Annotated in this window: 13 protein-coding genes and 1 other annotated feature; all 13 genes read right to left on the bottom strand. The window is 43.4% G+C overall.

All coding sequences use genetic code 11. The annotated features are described in order from the left end of the window. Positions 1-456: 456 nt before the first annotated feature. The 13 genes from tuf to nusG all read right to left on the bottom strand — a co-directional run bounded on the left by tuf (position 457) and on the right by nusG (position 16,875). Positions 457-1,644, bottom strand: a complete 1,188-nt coding sequence (gene tuf, locus V7201_RS10485; RefSeq protein WP_335376684.1) for an elongation factor Tu — start codon at positions 1,642-1,644, stop codon at positions 457-459. 124 nt (positions 1,645-1,768) lie between these two features. Continuing rightward, on the bottom strand, positions 1,769-3,847 hold the full coding sequence (gene fusA, locus V7201_RS10490) for an elongation factor G (RefSeq protein WP_335376685.1): 2,079 nt from the start codon (positions 3,845-3,847) through the stop codon (positions 1,769-1,771). Between the two features lie 48 nt (positions 3,848-3,895). After that, a complete protein-coding gene (rpsG, locus tag V7201_RS10495; protein WP_335376686.1) occupies positions 3,896-4,366 on the bottom strand; it encodes a 30S ribosomal protein S7 in 471 nt (156 codons plus the stop codon). A 41-nt stretch (positions 4,367-4,407) separates the two neighbouring features. Then, entirely contained in the window at positions 4,408-4,830 is a 423-nt protein-coding gene (gene rpsL / locus V7201_RS10500; RefSeq protein WP_023626436.1) for a 30S ribosomal protein S12, read from the bottom strand. Between the two features lie 102 nt (positions 4,831-4,932). After that, positions 4,933-5,181, bottom strand: coding sequence for a 50S ribosomal protein L7ae-like protein (locus tag V7201_RS10505; protein WP_335376687.1), 249 nt, complete (start codon positions 5,179-5,181; stop codon positions 4,933-4,935). 174 nt (positions 5,182-5,355) lie between these two features. Further along, complete coding sequence (rpoC, locus tag V7201_RS10510) at positions 5,356-8,958, bottom strand: DNA-directed RNA polymerase subunit beta' (protein ID WP_335376688.1); 3,603 nt, start codon at positions 8,956-8,958, stop codon at positions 5,356-5,358. Between the two features lie 113 nt (positions 8,959-9,071). Beyond that, positions 9,072-12,632 carry a DNA-directed RNA polymerase subunit beta gene (gene rpoB, locus V7201_RS10515; RefSeq protein WP_335376689.1) on the bottom strand — a complete coding sequence of 1,187 codons (3,561 nt, stop codon included), beginning with the start codon at positions 12,630-12,632 and terminating at the stop codon, positions 9,072-9,074. A gap of 245 nt (positions 12,633-12,877) precedes the next feature. After that, positions 12,878-13,480, bottom strand: a complete 603-nt coding sequence (locus V7201_RS10520) for a class I SAM-dependent methyltransferase (protein WP_335376690.1) — start codon at positions 13,478-13,480, stop codon at positions 12,878-12,880. A 259-nt stretch (positions 13,481-13,739) separates the two neighbouring features. After that, the gene (rplL, locus tag V7201_RS10525; RefSeq protein WP_335376691.1) at positions 13,740-14,102 is read right to left on the bottom strand and encodes a 50S ribosomal protein L7/L12; all 363 of its coding nucleotides are present in this window, start codon (positions 14,100-14,102) and stop codon (positions 13,740-13,742) included. A gap of 59 nt (positions 14,103-14,161) precedes the next feature. Then, positions 14,162-14,662, bottom strand: coding sequence for a 50S ribosomal protein L10 (gene rplJ, locus V7201_RS10530; RefSeq protein ID WP_335376707.1), 501 nt, complete (start codon positions 14,660-14,662; stop codon positions 14,162-14,164). Between the two features lie 31 nt (positions 14,663-14,693). Then, positions 14,694-14,831: a sequence feature (ribosomal protein L10 leader region), on the bottom strand. 51 nt (positions 14,832-14,882) lie between these two features. Then, positions 14,883-15,575, bottom strand: coding sequence for a 50S ribosomal protein L1 (gene rplA, locus V7201_RS10535; protein WP_207503090.1), 693 nt, complete (start codon positions 15,573-15,575; stop codon positions 14,883-14,885). Positions 15,576-15,743: 168 nt separating this feature from the next. Then, positions 15,744-16,169 (bottom strand): 50S ribosomal protein L11, encoded by a 426-nt coding sequence (gene rplK / locus V7201_RS10540; RefSeq protein ID WP_023626445.1) that lies wholly within the window; start codon positions 16,167-16,169, stop codon positions 15,744-15,746. A 172-nt stretch (positions 16,170-16,341) separates the two neighbouring features. Continuing rightward, positions 16,342-16,875 carry a transcription termination/antitermination protein NusG gene (gene nusG, locus V7201_RS10545; protein WP_335376692.1) on the bottom strand — a complete coding sequence of 178 codons (534 nt, stop codon included), beginning with the start codon at positions 16,873-16,875 and terminating at the stop codon, positions 16,342-16,344. Between the last annotated feature and the right edge of the window lie 46 nt (positions 16,876-16,921).

Below are 16,921 nucleotides of genomic sequence, written 5' to 3' on the forward strand. Positions count from 1 at the left end.
TTTAAAATCAGTGCAAATTATTCCTGTTTTATTTAACACGGATTTTATATGAGTTGAGGTATAAGAAACACGGGAGCAACCTTCAATGCTGGTTTCCATTGCAGCAATGTTTCAATAATCCAAAAGGATCTTAAACACAGCCAGTAAGAAAGTATTATATAGAAGAAAGTCGTTCGAAATTTACATGAGGAACATCAATTACAAAGAAGATTATATAGAAGAAACGTGGTTTAAGTACAGAGCATGTGGCTGGAATTAGTGGGAGATAATAGGTTTGAATAAAATTCTGATCTTGATGCTTAATGAAAATAATATTAACTTGATCAAGATCCAGTGAGGATTAAATATCATACAAGAATATATACGGATCTTATATTGAATATTTTTTTACTCAAAAATAATGATAAATAAAAAAAGCAGCCGGATCGTCATCCAGCTGCTTCGTCTTTATTAAAATTACTCTTGGATAGTCGCAACTACGCCAGCGCCTACAGTACGGCCGCCTTCACGAATAGAGAACTTAGTTCCTTCTTCAATAGCTACAGGAGCGATTAGTTCAACAGTCATTTCGATGTTGTCGCCAGGCATAACCATTTCTACGCCTTCAGGAAGGTTACAGATACCTGTAATATCAGAAGTACGGAAATAGAATTGTGGACGGTAGTTTGTGAAGAATGGAGTATGACGTCCACCTTCTTCTTTAGAAAGAACATAAACTTCCGCTTTGAACTTTGTGTGTGGAGTGATTGATTTTGGCTTAGCCAATACCTGTCCACGCTCGATTTCTTCACGTGCTACACCACGAAGAAGTGCACCGATGTTGTCGCCAGCTTCAGCATAGTCAAGAAGCTTACGGAACATTTCTACACCTGTTACAGTTGTAGATTTTGGCTCTTCAGTGAAACCAACGATTTCGATTACGTCACCAACGCGTACTTGTCCACGCTCAACACGGCCAGTAGCAACTGTTCCACGTCCTGTGATTGAGAATACATCCTCAACAGGCATCATGAATGGCTTGTCAGTGTCACGTGTTGGAGTTGGGATGTACTCATCAACAGCGTTCATTAGTTCAACGATCTTCTCTTCCCAAGCAGCTTCACCTTCAAGAGCTTTAAGAGCAGAACCTTTGATTACTGGGATGTCATCGCCAGGGAATTCATATTCAGAAAGAAGGTCACGAACTTCCATTTCTACTAATTCAAGTAGTTCTTCGTCATCAACCATATCACACTTGTTCATGAATACAACAAGGAAAGGTACGCCTACCTGACGAGAAAGAAGGATGTGCTCACGAGTTTGTGGCATTGGGCCGTCAGTTGCAGATACAACTAGGATTCCGCCGTCCATTTGTGCAGCACCAGTGATCATGTTCTTAACATAGTCAGCGTGTCCTGGGCAGTCAACGTGTGCATAGTGACGAGTAGCAGTTTCGTACTCAACGTGTGCAGTAGAGATTGTGATACCACGTTCGCGCTCTTCTGGAGCAGCGTCGATTTGGTCATAACCTTTTGCTTCAGCACCGCCAGCTTTTGCAAGAACAGAAGTGATAGCAGCTGTTAGAGTTGTTTTACCGTGGTCAACGTGACCAATTGTACCAATGTTAACGTGTGGCTTCGAACGATCGAATTTAGCTTTTCCCATTAGAAAAATCCTCCTTTAATATATGAAAATTAAGTATATTTTAAAGTGCTGCGGAACAGGTACACCTATTCCACAGCGGTATGCTTACATTAGTAGTTATACTTGATTAAAAGGCGAAAATCAATTATTCACCTTTATTTTTTTTGATGATTTCTTCTGAAATTGATTTTGGTACTTCTTCATAGTGGTCGAAGTGCATTGAGAATACACCGCGGCCTTGCGTGCTAGAACGCAACGCAGTAGCGTAACCAAACATTTCAGATAGAGGGATCATCGCACGAACTACCTGTGCGTTACCACGAGCATCCATACCTTCTACACGTCCACGACGAGCAGTTACTTGGCCCATGATATCTCCAAGGTATTCTTCAGGAATAACAACTTCAACCCTCATGACAGGCTCAAGGATTACTGGCTTACATTTAGAAGCAGCATTCTTTAGTGCCATTGAAGCAGCGATTTTAAACGCCATTTCAGAGGAGTCAACATCGTGGTAAGAACCGTCAAACAGTCTTGCTTTGATGTCAACTAGTGGGTATCCTGCAAGAACTCCGCGATCAAGTGAATCTTCAAGACCAGCTTGTACAGCAGGGATGTATTCACGAGGAACTACCCCACCAACGATGCCGTTCACGAATTCAAAACCTTTTCCTTCTTCGTTTGGAGAGAATTCAATCCAAACGTGTCCGAACTGACCACGTCCACCAGACTGACGTGCGAATTTACCTTCAACAGAAGCTGATTCGCGGAAAGTTTCACGGTATGCAACCTGAGGTGCACCAACGTTTGCTTCCACTTTAAATTCACGACGCATACGGTCAACGATGATGTCAAGGTGAAGTTCTCCCATTCCAGCGATGATAACTTGGCCAGTTTCCTGGTCAGTGTGAGCGCGGAATGTTGGATCTTCTTCTTGAAGCTTTTGTAGTGCAGTAGTCATCTTGTCCTGGTCAGCTTTTGACTTAGGCTCTACAGATAACTGGATTACTGGCTCAGGGAACTGCATTGATTCAAGAATAACAAGGTTCTTTTCATCACATAGAGTGTCACCTGTAGTAGTATCCTTTAGACCAACAGCTGCAGCGATATCACCCGCGAAAACCTTAGAGATTTCCTGACGGCTGTTTGCGTGCATCTGAAGGATACGTCCGATACGCTCACGCTTTCCTTTAGTTGAGTTCTGTACATAAGAACCAGACTCTAAAGTACCAGAGTAAACGCGGAAGAACGTTAACTTACCAACATAAGGGTCAGTCATAACTTTGAACGCAAGAGCAGAGAATGGCTCTTCGTCACTTGAATGACGCTCAACCTCTTCCTCTGAATCCGGAAGAGTACCTTTGATTGCAGGTACATCTAATGGAGATGGAAGGTAGTCGATAACTGCGTCAAGCATTAGCTGAACACCTTTGTTTTTAAATGCTGAACCACAGATAACTGGGTAGAATTCAACATTTGTAGTACCTTTACGGATAGCAGCTTTGATCTCAGCGATTGTAAGCTCTTCTCCACCAAGGTATTTTTCCATTAATTCTTCATCAAGCTCAGCTACCGCTTCAACTAGCTTTTCGCGGTATTCTTCAGCTTGCGCTTTGTACTCTTCTGGAATTTCACCTTCAGTAATTTCAGTACCAAGGTCATTACCGTAGAAGATAGCTTTCATTTCGACTAAGTCGATGATCGCTTCGAACTCATCTTCAGCGCCGATTGGCAGCTGAATTGGGTGTGCGTTAGCTTGAAGACGGTCATGGATTGTTTTAACAGAATATAAGAAGTCCGCACCTAGCTTATCCATTTTGTTAACGAATACTACGCGTGGTACTCCGTAAGTTGTAGCTTGACGCCAAACTGTTTCTGTTTGCGGCTCAACACCTGACTGTGCATCAAGTACTGCTACTGCTCCATCAAGTACACGAAGTGAACGTTCAACTTCAACTGTGAAGTCTACGTGTCCTGGCGTGTCAATGATGTTAACTCGGTGTTCTTTCCAAGAAGCTGTTGTTGCAGCAGAAGTGATCGTGATTCCACGCTCTTGTTCCTGCTCCATCCAGTCCATTTGAGAAGCACCTTCGTGAGTTTCACCGATTTTATGAATACGGCCTGTATAATATAGAACACGCTCAGTAGTTGTTGTTTTACCAGCATCAATGTGAGCCATGATTCCAATATTACGAGTTTTTTCTAAGGAGAACTCTCTTGCCATTTGGTCTTTCTCCTTCCTAGTATAAGTGTTTTTAGAACGAAGGTAATTCTACCAACGATAGTGAGCGAATGCTTTGTTTGCTTCCGCCATTTTATGCGTATCTTCGCGCTTCTTAACAGAAGCACCAGCGTTGTTGGATGCGTCAAGAATTTCGTTAGCAAGACGCTCTTCCATTGTTTTTTCTCCACGAAGACGTGAGTAGTTTACCAACCAGCGAAGACCAAGAGTTGTACGGCGGTCTGAACGCACCTCGATTGGTACTTGATAGTTAGCTCCACCTACACGGCGTGCTTTTACTTCTAGAACAGGCATGATGTTCTTAAGAGCTGCTTCGAATACTTCCATAGGCTCTTTGCCTGAACGCTCACGAATGATATCAAAAGCTGAATAAAGGATCTTTTGTGATTTACCTCTCTTACCGTCGATCATCATTTTATTGATTAAACGAGTGATAAGCTTTGAGTTGTAAATCGGATCCGGCAATACGTCTCTCTTTGCAACAGGACCTTTACGTGGCATGTTTATTTCCTCCTTTCAAAAAGGCTAATTAGTTTGTTTTATTATTTCTTTGCTGCTTTCGGTCTCTTAGTACCGTACTTTGAACGGCCCTGCATACGGTTGTTTACACCAGCAGTATCAAGAGCACCACGAACGATGTGATAACGCACACCCGGTAAGTCCTTTACACGTCCTCCGCGGATAAGAACAACACTGTGCTCTTGAAGGTTGTGCCCGATACCAGGGATATAAGCTGTTACCTCAATTCCGTTAGTCAAACGTACACGAGCGTATTTACGCAACGCTGAGTTTGGTTTCTTCGGAGTCATTGTACCAACACGAGTACATACACCACGCTTTTGTGGAGATGAAACGTTTGTTTGTGCTTTTTTGAAGCTGTTATAACCTTTGTTAAGCGCAGGAGATTTTGACTTCTCCTCTTTTGAGCTACGTGGCTTGCGCACTAATTGGTTAATTGTAGGCATGATTTTTTCCTCCCTTCACTTTTTTTGTAAGCCCACACATCCAGGTGGTTCATTTTAAAACAAAAAACAAAGTTCTTGCAGGTTTTCCTACAAAAACAGTTTTTACTTGTTTATCGCTACAGCCGCAGCACTAACTGCAATACCGCATGCCTTACCTAATTTTTTCATAGAGTCGACATAGGTGATGGCGGTTTTCATTTCCCTGGCTGTACGCAATAGTTCTGCCGTCACTTTCGCGTCTGCATCCTTTGCAATTACCAGTTCCATTACTTCGCCTGCCTTTAGGGCTTTAACTGTTTGCTTTGATCCTACTATTATCTTATTAGCCTGCGCTACTTTATCATAAGACATAATATCCTCCAAAGTGACAGGTAAATAGGAGCACCTTTGAAATAATAACATTCGTATTGAATGATGTCAACATCATTCCTAAAGTTTTTTTAACATAACAATCATTCTTTATTCATTTTACTTTAAAAACGCGGTACTTCCTATCTTAATAGAAAGCACCGCGTATGAATAAATTTACTCTACAGTAATTGCATCTTCGGCATTCTCTTCTTCCATTACGATCGGTTCAGCTCTTCTGTAGCGCTGCATACCTGTTCCCGCTGGAACCAATTTACCGATGATAACATTTTCCTTCAAGCCAAGAAGCTCATCGCGCTTGCCTTTGATCGCAGCATCTGTAAGCACTCTTGTTGTCTCCTGGAAGGAAGCTGCAGACAAGAATGAATCAGTCTCAAGTGATGCTTTAGTGATACCAAGCAGCACCGGACGTCCTGTTGCCGGCAATTTGCCTTCAAGAAGGGCTTTGCGGTTTGCATCAGTGAACTGATGGATTTCAAGCAATGTGCCTGGCAATACATCCGTTTCACCTGCATCGATTACCCTTACCTTGCGCATCATTTGGCGAACCATTACTTCTACGTGCTTATCGCCGATTTCAACACCCTGCATACGGTATACCTTTTGTACTTCCTTCAATAGGTATTCCTGCACGGATTGAACATCTTTGACTCTCAAGAGTTCCTTAGGGTCGATTGAACCTTCAGTAAGCTCTTGTCCGCGTGCTACATGGTCATTTACAGCAACCTTCAAACGTGCAGTATATGGAGCCGTGTATGTGCGGCTTTCAATTTCACCCTGGACAACAATCTCCTGCTGGCGGTCTTTGCCCTCGTTGATGCCAACTACGACACCTTCAAGTTCAGTGATAATCGCTTGCCCTTTAGGGTTACGTGCTTCAAACAATTCCTGGATACGCGGAAGACCTTGTGTGATATCGTCTCCTGCAACACCGCCGGTATGGAATGTACGCATCGTAAGCTGTGTACCAGGTTCTCCAATAGACTGGGCAGCGATGATGCCGACTGCTTCGCCCACTTCGACTTCCTGGCCAGTAGCTAGGTTGCGTCCATAACATTTCTTACATACGCCGTGGCGAGTATTACATGTGAATGCAGAACGAATCCACACTTCTTCGATTCCTGCTTCAACAACTTCAACTGCCAGGTCTTCAGTAATCAAGCCGTTTTCAGGGACAATCACAGCCTTCGTTTCAGGATGCTTGATTGCCTTTCTTGCATAACGGCCAATTAAACGCTCGTCTAGAGGTTCAATTACTTCAGTGCCATCTTTAAGAGACTTAATGAACAGGCCTCTATCTGTTCCGCAATCGTCTTCGCGGACGATCACATCCTGGGCAACATCTACAAGTCGGCGAGTAAGGTAACCTGAGTCAGCCGTCTTAAGCGCTGTATCCGCCAGACCTTTACGAGCACCGTGAGTGGAAATAAAGTATTCCAATACTGTTAGACCTTCACGGAAACTTGATTTGATTGGCAATTCAATAATTCGTCCAGCCGGGTTGGCCATCAGACCACGCATACCAGCAAGCTGAGTGAAGTTGGACGCGTTACCACGGGCTCCAGAGTCACTCATCATGAAGATTGGGTTTGAGTTATCAAGTGATTTCATCAGTTTGGCCTGGATGACATCCTTAGCCGCACTCCAAATTGAAATTACTCGGTCATAACGTTCATCCTCGGTAATTAAACCGCGTCTGAACTGTTTTAGAACATTATCAACTTTTGTTTGCCCATCAGCGATAATCTCTTGCTTTTCTTTAAGAACCACGATATCAGCCACACCAACCGTAATACCCGCTTTAGTGGAGTATTGGAAGCCAAGGCCTTTCATACGGTCAAGCATTTTTGATGTTTCTGTGATTTTGAAGCGTTTGAAGACTTCAGCAATGATGTTTCCAAGAATCTTCTTCTTGAAAGGATCTACCAATGGCATACCTTTGATAACTTCCTTAATATCTGCGCCTTTTTCAACAAAATATTTCTCAGGAGTTTTCTCCTCAAGGTTTTGCTTTGAAGGCTCATTGATATAAGGGAACGATGCCGGAAGGATTTCGTTGAAAATCAGCTTACCAACAGTCGTGATCAAGAGCTGGCCATTTTGCTCTTCAGTGAATGTCTGGTTGCCAAGAGATGCAGCGGCAACGGCAACACGTGTATGAAGATGAACATAGCCATTTTGGTATGCAATCAATGCTTCATTCGTATCCTTGAAGACCATACCTTCCCCAACGGCGCCTTCTCTTTCCAATGTCAGGTAGTAGTTACCTAAAACCATGTCCTGGGATGGAGTAACAACTGGCTTTCCGTCTTTCGGGTTAAGGATGTTCTGGGCAGCAAGCATCAGTAATCGTGCTTCTGCTTGAGCTTCAGCGGATAGCGGAACGTGAACAGCCATCTGGTCACCGTCAAAGTCAGCGTTATAAGCTGTACATACGAGCGGGTGAAGGCGGATTGCGCGTCCTTCTACTAACGTCGGCTCAAACGCCTGGATTCCCAATCGGTGAAGAGTTGGGGCACGGTTAAGGAGTACTGGGTGCTCTCTGATTACATCTTCAAGAACATCCCAAACCTCAGGGCTTACGCGCTCAATTTTACGTTTAGCAGACTTAATGTTATGTGCTAGACCTTTTTGTACTAATTCTTTCATAACGAAAGGCTTGAACAATTCAAGAGCCATTTCCTTAGGAAGTCCACATTGGTACATTTGCAGGTTTGGACCTACAACGATAACGGAACGGCCAGAGTAGTCAACACGCTTACCAAGAAGGTTTTGACGGAAACGACCTTGCTTACCCTTGAGCATATGCGAAAGTGATTTCAAAGGACGGTTACCTGGTCCTGTTACCGGACGGCCGCGGCGGCCATTATCAATCAGCGCGTCAACAGCTTCCTGAAGCATGCGCTTTTCATTCTGTACGATGATGCTAGGAGCACCAAGGTCAAGAAGACGCTTTAAACGGTTGTTACGGTTGATTACACGACGGTATAGGTCATTCAGGTCGGATGTCGCGAAACGCCCTCCATCTAACTGCACCATCGGACGAAGCTCTGGCGGGATAACAGGAAGGACATCAAGGATCATCCAAGATGGTTCGTTTCCTGATCCGCGGAATGCTTCTACTACTTCAAGGCGCTTGATCGCACGAGTACGACGCTGCCCTTGAGCAGTTCTTAATTCTTCTTTTAACATATCAGCCTCTTTATCAAGGTCGATATCTGAAAGAAGCTTTTTGATTGCTTCAGCACCCATGGATGCCTGGAATTTGTTACCGTATTTTTCACGGTAGGCACGGAATTCTTTCTCTGATAACAGCTGCTTCTTCTCAAGAGCAGTGTCACCCGTTTCCGTTACTACGTATGATGCAAAGTAAATAACTTCTTCAAGTGCACGAGGAGACATGTCAAGAACAAGTCCCATGCGGCTAGGAATACCTTTAAAATACCAAATGTGAGAAACAGGAGCAGCAAGCTCGATGTGACCCATTCTTTCACGACGGACTTTAGCACGTGTTACTTCAACACCGCATCGGTCACAGACTACACCTTTATAGCGAACTCTCTTGTACTTCCCACAATGACATTCCCAGTCTTTTGTTGGTCCGAAGATACGCTCACAGAATAAGCCATCTTTTTCGGGCTTTAAAGTACGGTAGTTGATTGTTTCTGGCTTCTTAACCTCACCGAAAGACCATGAACGGATCTTGTCTGGCGAAGCGAGGCCAATTTTCATGTACTCAAAATTATTAACATCTAGCAAGGGGCCTACCTCCCTTTTAATCTAGGGTTTTACCCTTATGGCCATCCAAAAAGGAACACACGTGGACAATACTGTTATTCAACTGTTTGTACACGTGTGCCAATTAGATGGACCTATTCTTTCATTCCTACTTTTTCAGAATCCATTTCTTCTGGTTCTGGAGCAATTGTCAATGTTTCAGCGTGCTGCAGTTCTTCGTCTTCATCGAAGTCGCGCATTTCGATTTCTTTTTCATCGCCTGACAGGATCTTAACGTCCATACCAAGACTCTGAAGTTCTTTCATCAATACCTTGAATGACTCAGGAACACCTGGTTCAGGTACGTTTTCACCTTTTACAATTGCCTCGTATGTTTTAACACGTCCGACAACATCATCGGATTTGACGGTTAGAATTTCCTGCAATGTGTAAGCAGCGCCGTATGCTTCAAGCGCCCATACCTCCATCTCCCCGAAACGCTGTCCGCCGAACTGGGCTTTACCGCCAAGTGGCTGCTGCGTAACAAGTGAGTATGGTCCAGTAGAACGAGCATGAAGCTTATCGTCTACCATGTGAGCAAGCTTGATCATATACATGACACCGACAGATACACGGTTATCGAAAGGTTCTCCTGTACGTCCATCGTATAGGATAGTTTTCGCATCACGAGCCATGCCAGCTTCCTGAATCGTCGCCCATACGTCTTCCTCACGGGCACCGTCAAATACAGGAGAAGCAACATGGATTCCCAGGTAGCGAGCAGCCATACCAAGGTGGAGTTCAAGCACCTGACCGATATTCATACGTGAAGGTACCCCTAGTGGGTTAAGCATGATATCGACTGGTGTACCATCCGGAAGATAAGGCATATCTTCTTCTGGAAGGATTTTTGAGATAACCCCTTTATTACCGTGACGTCCAGCCATCTTATCACCTTCAGAAATCTTACGTTTCTGAACGATGTAAGCACGCACTAGCTGGTTTACGCCCGGAGGAAGTTCATCGCCATCTTCGCGGTTAAACACTTTGACGTCAAGGACAATCCCGCCGCCGCCGTGTGGAACGCGCAATGAAGTATCACGGACTTCCCTTGCTTTTTCACCGAAGATTGCGTGAAGAAGTCTTTCTTCAGCTGTCAATTCAGTAACCCCTTTAGGTGTTACCTTACCAACAAGAAGGTCACCGTCTTTTACTTCGGCACCAACACGGATGATTCCGCGCTCGTCAAGATTTCTTAAAGCATCTTCCCCGACGTTAGGAATATCACGTGTGATTTCTTCAGGTCCAAGCTTTGTATCACGGGACTCTGATTCATATTCTTCTATATGGATCGATGTATAGACATCGTCTTTAACAAGGCGCTCACTCATGATGATGGCATCCTCATAGTTATAGCCATTCCATGTCATGAATCCGACAAGAACGTTACGTCCAAGTGCCAGTTCACCTTTTTCCATTGATGGTCCGTCAGCAAGGATTTCTCCTTTCACTACACGGTCACCAAGGCTTACGATTGGGCGCTGGTTATAACAAGTACCCTGGTTAGAACGGATGAACTTAAGCATACGGTATTTATCAAGGTCACCCTTAACTTCCTGACCGTCTACTTCAGTCACACGGCGAACCCATACTTGACGCGCTTCAACGTGTTCTACAATTCCTTCATGCTTACAGATTACTGCAGCACCGGAATCCTTTGCATTCACGTGCTCCATTCCCGTACCTACGATTGGTGCTTCCGGCTGCATTAACGGAACAGCCTGACGTTGCATGTTCGCACCCATTAGCGCACGGTTGGAGTCATCGTTTTCCAAGAACGGAATACATGCAGTCGCTGCGGATACAACCTGCTTCGGTGATACGTCCATGTAATCGACGCGGTCACGTTTGACGACAGTGTTTTCACCACGGAAACGGGCAATAACTTCTTCATCAATGAAAGAGCCGTCTTCAGCTAGGCGCGCATTCGCCTGTGCAACAACGTAGTTGTCTTCTTCATCAGCTGTTAAGTAATCAAAGTGAGTTGTCACTTTTCCTGTTTCAGGATCAACACGGCGGTATGGAGTCTCAATGAAACCAAAGCGGTTAACCTTCGCAAAGCTGGAAAGTGAGTTGATCAAACCGATGTTCGGACCTTCCGGCGTTTCAATCGGGCACATACGGCCATAGTGGGAGTAGTGAACGTCACGCACTTCGAATCCAGCACGTTCACGTGTAAGACCACCAGGTCCCAATGCAGAAAGACGCCTTTTATGTGTTAATTCAGCCAGCGGGTTTGTCTGGTCCATGAACTGTGAAAGCTGAGAGCTTCCAAAGAATTCTTTAATGGACGCGATAACCGGACGGATATTGATCAATTGCTGCGGTGTAATTGTGTTAGTGTCCTGGATGGACATTCTTTCTCGGACTACACGCTCCATACGGGATAGACCAATCCTGAATTGATTCTGAAGCAATTCACCTACAGAACGAAGACGTCTGTTACCTAGGTGGTCGATATCATCCGTATCACCAACTCCATGCAGCAAGTTGAAGAAATAGCTGATGGAAGAAATGATGTCAGCAGGCGTGATGTTTTTGATCGGCTCAGGAACATATGCGTTTCCCAGTACACTGATCTCTTTCTCACCTTCATCATTTGGTGAATAAATCTTAATAGATTGCAGAGTTACATCCTCTTCAACCACGCCGCCATATGGGCTGAAATTCTTGAAGCCAACATTCTTCTCTAATGCAGGAATGATCTTATCCAAAGTACGGCGGTCCAATGTCACGCCTTTTTCAGCAATGATCTCACCTGTTTCAGGATCTGCTAATGTTTCAGCAAGCTTTTGCCCGAATAGACGGTTTTTAATATGAAGCTTTTTATTAATTTTATAACGCCCTACATTTGCAAGGTCATAGCGCTTTGGATCAAAAAATCTTGATACCAGAAGGCTCTTTGCATTGTCAACTGTAGGCGGTTCGCCAGGACGTAGACGCTCATAGATTTCCAGAAGCGCTTTTTCCGTGCTTTCCGTATTGTCTTTTTCAAGTGTGTTTCGGATATATTCGTTATCACCGATCAAATCAATGATTTCTTGATCAGAACCGAACCCTAATGCACGCAAAAGAACCGTAACAGGGAGTTTCCTCGTACGATCTATCCTTACATATACAACATCCTTGGCGTCTGTTTCATATTCAAGCCAAGCGCCGCGGTTTGGAATAACGGTTGCGGAGAATCCCTTTTTTCCGTTCTTATCCAGCTTCCCACTGTAGTATACGCTCGGTGAACGCACTAGCTGGGAAACGATAACCCTTTCAGCACCATTGATCACAAACGTTCCAGTTTCTGTCATAAGCGGGAAATCGCCCATAAAGACATCCTGGTCCTTTACTTCACCCGTTTCCTTATTAACAAGGCGGACCTTTACTCTTAATGGAGCGGAGTAAGTGACGTCTCTTTCTTTAGATTCTTCCACTGGATATTTCGGTTCGCCAAGACTGTAATCGATAAACTCTAGCGATAAGTTACCAGTAAAGTCTTCAATCGGTGAAATGTCTTGGAACATTTCCCGGAGGCCCTCATCAAGAAACCACTGATAGGAAGAGGTTTGAATTTCTATTAAATTCGGCAATTCCAAAACTTCACTGATGCGAGCATAACTTCTACGTTGGCGGTGTCGTCCATACTGAACTAGTTGACCTGTCAACTGATTCACCCCTCAAATCAAGCGTTATTATTCATCTATCCCTGTCTTGTCCATGAAGTTACCTCCATTTCAAAAGACAAAAAGAAAAAGGGTTTTCACCTAAAAACCACATTTCCTGCAACGAACAATTATTTTGTTAGTTTTCCCTTAATGCCCAAAATTATACAACTTTTCGATGAAATTAGCAGACGAAAGGAAACTAATATATTGGCATTTTATAATATTAACATAGCGGTTTTCTCGCGTCAACATTTTACAGATTTGAGAATAAAGTAACCTTTACTTTTTGCCACTACTTCAGCTTCACCAAATAATTCTTTCATTTTTTCCATCGCGGAAGGTGCACCCTGTTTCTTTTGGATAACCACCCAAAGCTCACCGCCATCAGTTAAATGAAGGAAGCTTTGTTCAAAAATATCATGTACTACCTTTTTCCCGGCACGGATCGGAGGGTTTGTAAGGATTGCGTTAAAACCTTTCTCTTCCACTCCTAAAAGGCGGTCACTTTCATAGATTTTCACATTATCTACTTTATTTTCCGCTGCATTTTCCTTAGCAAGCGTAATCGCCCTTTCATTTACATCCACCATGTGAACCATTGCATCTGGATACGCCTTCGCAACCGAAAGGCCGATTGGTCCATACCCGCAGCCAACATCCAGAATGAAACCAGCATCTGCATTCAGCTCAAAAGTATCTATTAATAACCGGGAACCAAAGTCGACTTCTTTTTTAGAAAAAACGCCGCTGTCCGTCTTAAAACGGAAGGTGCTTCCTTTTAAATCACTTTGCCATTTTACAGGATTGCTTTCTGTACTGGGTTTGCGGGAGTAATAATGTTCAGTCAAAATCTTTCACCTCCACGGGGATCAATTGAAGAATGCGATCGCGGATTGCATTGCTACTGCGGTATTATAAAATATTTAAAATCAAAAAGCAAAAAAGCAGAAATAAAAAATTAAACAGGTTCTTCAATTTAACTTAAGGTTATGTCCAACAGGCTGTTGATTTCCGCTCCAAACACAGTGCTTAATCTACAACAAACCTAAAGACTAAACGCGAAAAAAAAAGCTCGCTTTAGCAGCGAGCTTTTTATTGTAAGGTTGATTACTTAACTTCGACGTTAGCTCCAACTTCTTCAAGCTTAGCTTTGATTTCTTCAGCTTCTTCTTTAGAAACGCCTTCTTTAAGAGCTTTAGGAGCGTTGTCAACAACTTCCTTCGCTTCTTTAAGACCAAGACCAGTGATTTCACGAACAACTTTGATAACCTTGATCTTCTGGTCGCCAGCAGATGCAAGAATTACGTCAAACTCAGTTTTTTCTTCAACAGCAGCAGCGCCAGCTCCGCCCATCATTGCTACTGGAGCAGCAGCAGTTACGCCGAATTCTTCTTCGATTGCTTTTACTAGGTCGTTAAGCTCTAAAACAGTCATGCTTTTAACTGCTTCAATGATTTGTTCTTTAGTCATGATTTGTTTCCTCCTTGATATTGGTTAGTTTTTTTTATTGTTAAACCGTAAATATTAACTTACGCGCCTTGTTCTTCTTTCTGATCCGCAACTGCTTTTGCAGCAAGAGCAAGATTGCGAATTGGTGCTTGAAGTACGCTGAGTAGCATAGAAAGTAGACCTTCGCGAGACGGTAGGTCTGCAAGTGCCTTGATTTCTTCTACTGTAACGATGTTGCCTTCAACCACGCCCGCCTTGATTTCAAGAGCGTCATGCTTCTTAGCGAATTCGCTAAGAATCTTAGCTGGTGCTATTACATCTTCAGTACTGAACGCAATTGCGTTAGGACCTGTTAAAGATGTGTTTAGGTCAGCAAGTTCAGCAGCTTCAGCAGCACGGCGTGTCATAGAGTTTTTATAAACTTTGAATTCAACGCCAGCTTCACGAAGTTGCTTACGAAGTTCAGTAACTTCAGAAACTGTAAGTCCGCGGTAATCAACAACTACTGTTGATTTGCTTTCTTTAAGTTTGCCAGCAATCTCGTCAACGATTTGCTTTTTCACTTCAATTACTTTGCTCATCATTACACCTCCTGTAGATTTGTCATTCATACCGTTCAAATAAAAACCTCCGCATCAAGACAGACACGGAGGAAGTATACAATAGCAAAGGATGTTGCTCTATCGTATGACCTCGGCAGGTTATTAAGCTAAGAGCCCCTGCTGTCTGCGGTACAAATGTTATTTTATTATCACAACAAGAAACATTATAAGTGAATGCCTCTTAGATTGTCAAATACTATTATTTAACAGTTGAAGGATCTACTTTTACGCCAGGTCCCATAGTAGTGGAAACTGTAACGTTCTTCATGTAAGTTCCTTTAGCTGCAGATGGCTTTACCTTCATCATAGTTTCGAAGATTGTGTTGAAGTTTTCAACAAGCTTTTGGTCTTCGAAAGAAACTTTTCCGATAGGTACGTGGATGTTACCAGACTTATCAACGCGGTATTCTACTTTACCAGCTTTGATTTCGTTAACAGCTTTCGTTACGTCGAAAGTAACTGTTCCTGTCTTAGGGTTTGGCATTAAGCCTTTAGGTCCCAATACGCGACCAAGCTTACCAACTTCACCCATCATGTCTGGTGTAGCAACGATTACGTCAAAGTCGAACCAGCCTTGCTGGATCTTGTTGATGTATTCTGCATCGCCAACATAATCTGCGCCAGCAGCTTCTGCTTCTTTCATTTTTTCGCCTTTAGCGAATACTAGTACGCGCTGAGTTTTACCAGTTCCGTTTGGAAGCACAACTGCTCCACGGATTTGCTGGTCAGCTTTCTTAGGGTCTACGCCCAAACGGAAAGCAGCTTCAACAGTCGCATCGAATTTCACAGTGCTTGTCTTTTTAGCAAGCTCAACTGCTTCTTGGATTGTATATGCTTGAGAGCGATCTACAAGCTTAGCAGCTTCTAGATACTTTTTGCCTTTTTTAGCCATTTTTATTTCCTCCTAAATTGTGGTTTTAACGGAATAACCTCCCACGATGAAAGGCAAGCAGCCTAACAACGAAAAAGCAAAGGCGCTTCAGGAGCGCCATATCGGACAGATAAAAGGTTGCGAGTGACATCATCAGCTTCGCAACCCCATCAATCTACTGTAGCAGAATTAGTCTTCGATCGTGATACCCATGCTGCGAGCAGTACCTTCAACCATGCGCATTGCTGCTTCAACGCTAGCTGCGTTAAGGTCAGGCATTTTCTGTTCAGCAATTTCACGTACTTTATCACGCTTAACTGTTGCTACTTTATTACGGTTTGGTTCACCAGAACCAGACTGGATTCCAGCTGCTACTTTCAAAAGAACTGCAGCAGGAGGAGTTTTCGTAATAAATGTAAATGAACGGTCTTCAAAAACCGTAATTTCAACAGGAATGATTAATCCAGCTTGATCAGCTGTACGAGCGTTGAACTCCTTACAGAATCCCATGATATTAACACCGGCTTGACCTAGTGCAGGTCCAACTGGTGGTGCCGGATTGGCTTTACCAGCAGGGATTTGCAATTTAACCATCTTAATTACTTTTTTAGCCACGAGACACACCTCCTTAAAGTCCGTGATGTGGTAATAGGGGATTACCCCTCCCACTCATAACAAAAGTCTTTATATGAAAATAAAGAACTTGACATATATCTGTCAATCGTCCAAGACATACTGACCTATGAAATAGTAACACTTTTTGAATTTGATTTCAAGCTATTTCAAATTATAATTTTTGAATCTGTGAAAATTCAAGCTCTACTGGTGTGTCACGACCAAACATATTGACGAGAACTTTAAGCTTTGCTTTGTCCTTGTCGATCTCTTCGATTGTGCCAGTAAAGTTAGTGAACGGTCCTTCGCTGACCTGGACAGTTTCACCAAGCTCAAAGTTGATGTCAATCTTCTTTTCTTCAACACCCATGCGCTTAAGGATAAATGCTACTTCCTCATCCAATAGCGGAGTAGGTTTTGAACCTGCACCTGCAGAGCCGACAAAACCTGTTACGCCCGGCGTGTTACGCACAACATACCATGAATCGTCAGTCATGACCAATTCGACCAGAACATACCCTGGGAACGTTTTGCGTTTAACTACTTTCTTTTTGCCATTTTTGAAATCCGTCTCTTCTTCTTCAGGTACGATCACGCGGAAGATCTTATCTTGCATGCCCATTGTTTCAACACGCTTTTCAAGATTCATCTTTACCTTATTCTCGTAACCTGAGTAAGTATGAACTACATACCAGTTTTTTTCCATTATCGAGGACTAATTCGTCCGTCCCTCCCCACTTCAAAATGCATAG

Origin of the sequence: Bacillus sp. JJ1122 (assembly GCF_036964885.1) — a bacterium.
Taxonomy (GTDB): domain Bacteria; phylum Bacillota; class Bacilli; order Bacillales; family Cytobacillaceae; genus Mesobacillus.

Excerpts from the sequence above, each read along its gene's own strand:
- V7201_RS10505 (WP_335376687.1), bottom strand. The coding sequence starts at position 5,181 with ATGTCTTATGATAAAGTAGCGCAGGCTAATAAGATAATAGTAGGATCA.
- rpsL (WP_023626436.1), bottom strand. The coding sequence starts at position 4,830 with ATGCCTACAATTAACCAATTAGTGCGCAAGCCACGTAGCTCAAAAGAG.
- fusA (WP_335376685.1), bottom strand. The coding sequence starts at position 3,847 with ATGGCAAGAGAGTTCTCCTTAGAAAAAACTCGTAATATTGGAATCATG.
- rplL (WP_335376691.1), bottom strand. The coding sequence starts at position 14,102 with ATGACTAAAGAACAAATCATTGAAGCAGTTAAAAGCATGACTGTTTTA.
- rplJ (WP_335376707.1), bottom strand. The coding sequence starts at position 14,662 with ATGAGCAAAGTAATTGAAGTGAAAAAGCAAATCGTTGACGAGATTGCT.
- rpsG (WP_335376686.1), bottom strand. The coding sequence starts at position 4,366 with ATGCCACGTAAAGGTCCTGTTGCAAAGAGAGACGTATTGCCGGATCCG.
- rplA (WP_207503090.1), bottom strand. The coding sequence starts at position 15,575 with ATGGCTAAAAAAGGCAAAAAGTATCTAGAAGCTGCTAAGCTTGTAGAT.
- nusG (WP_335376692.1), bottom strand. The coding sequence starts at position 16,875 with ATGGAAAAAAACTGGTATGTAGTTCATACTTACTCAGGTTACGAGAAT.
- tuf (WP_335376684.1), bottom strand. The coding sequence starts at position 1,644 with ATGGGAAAAGCTAAATTCGATCGTTCGAAGCCACACGTTAACATTGGT.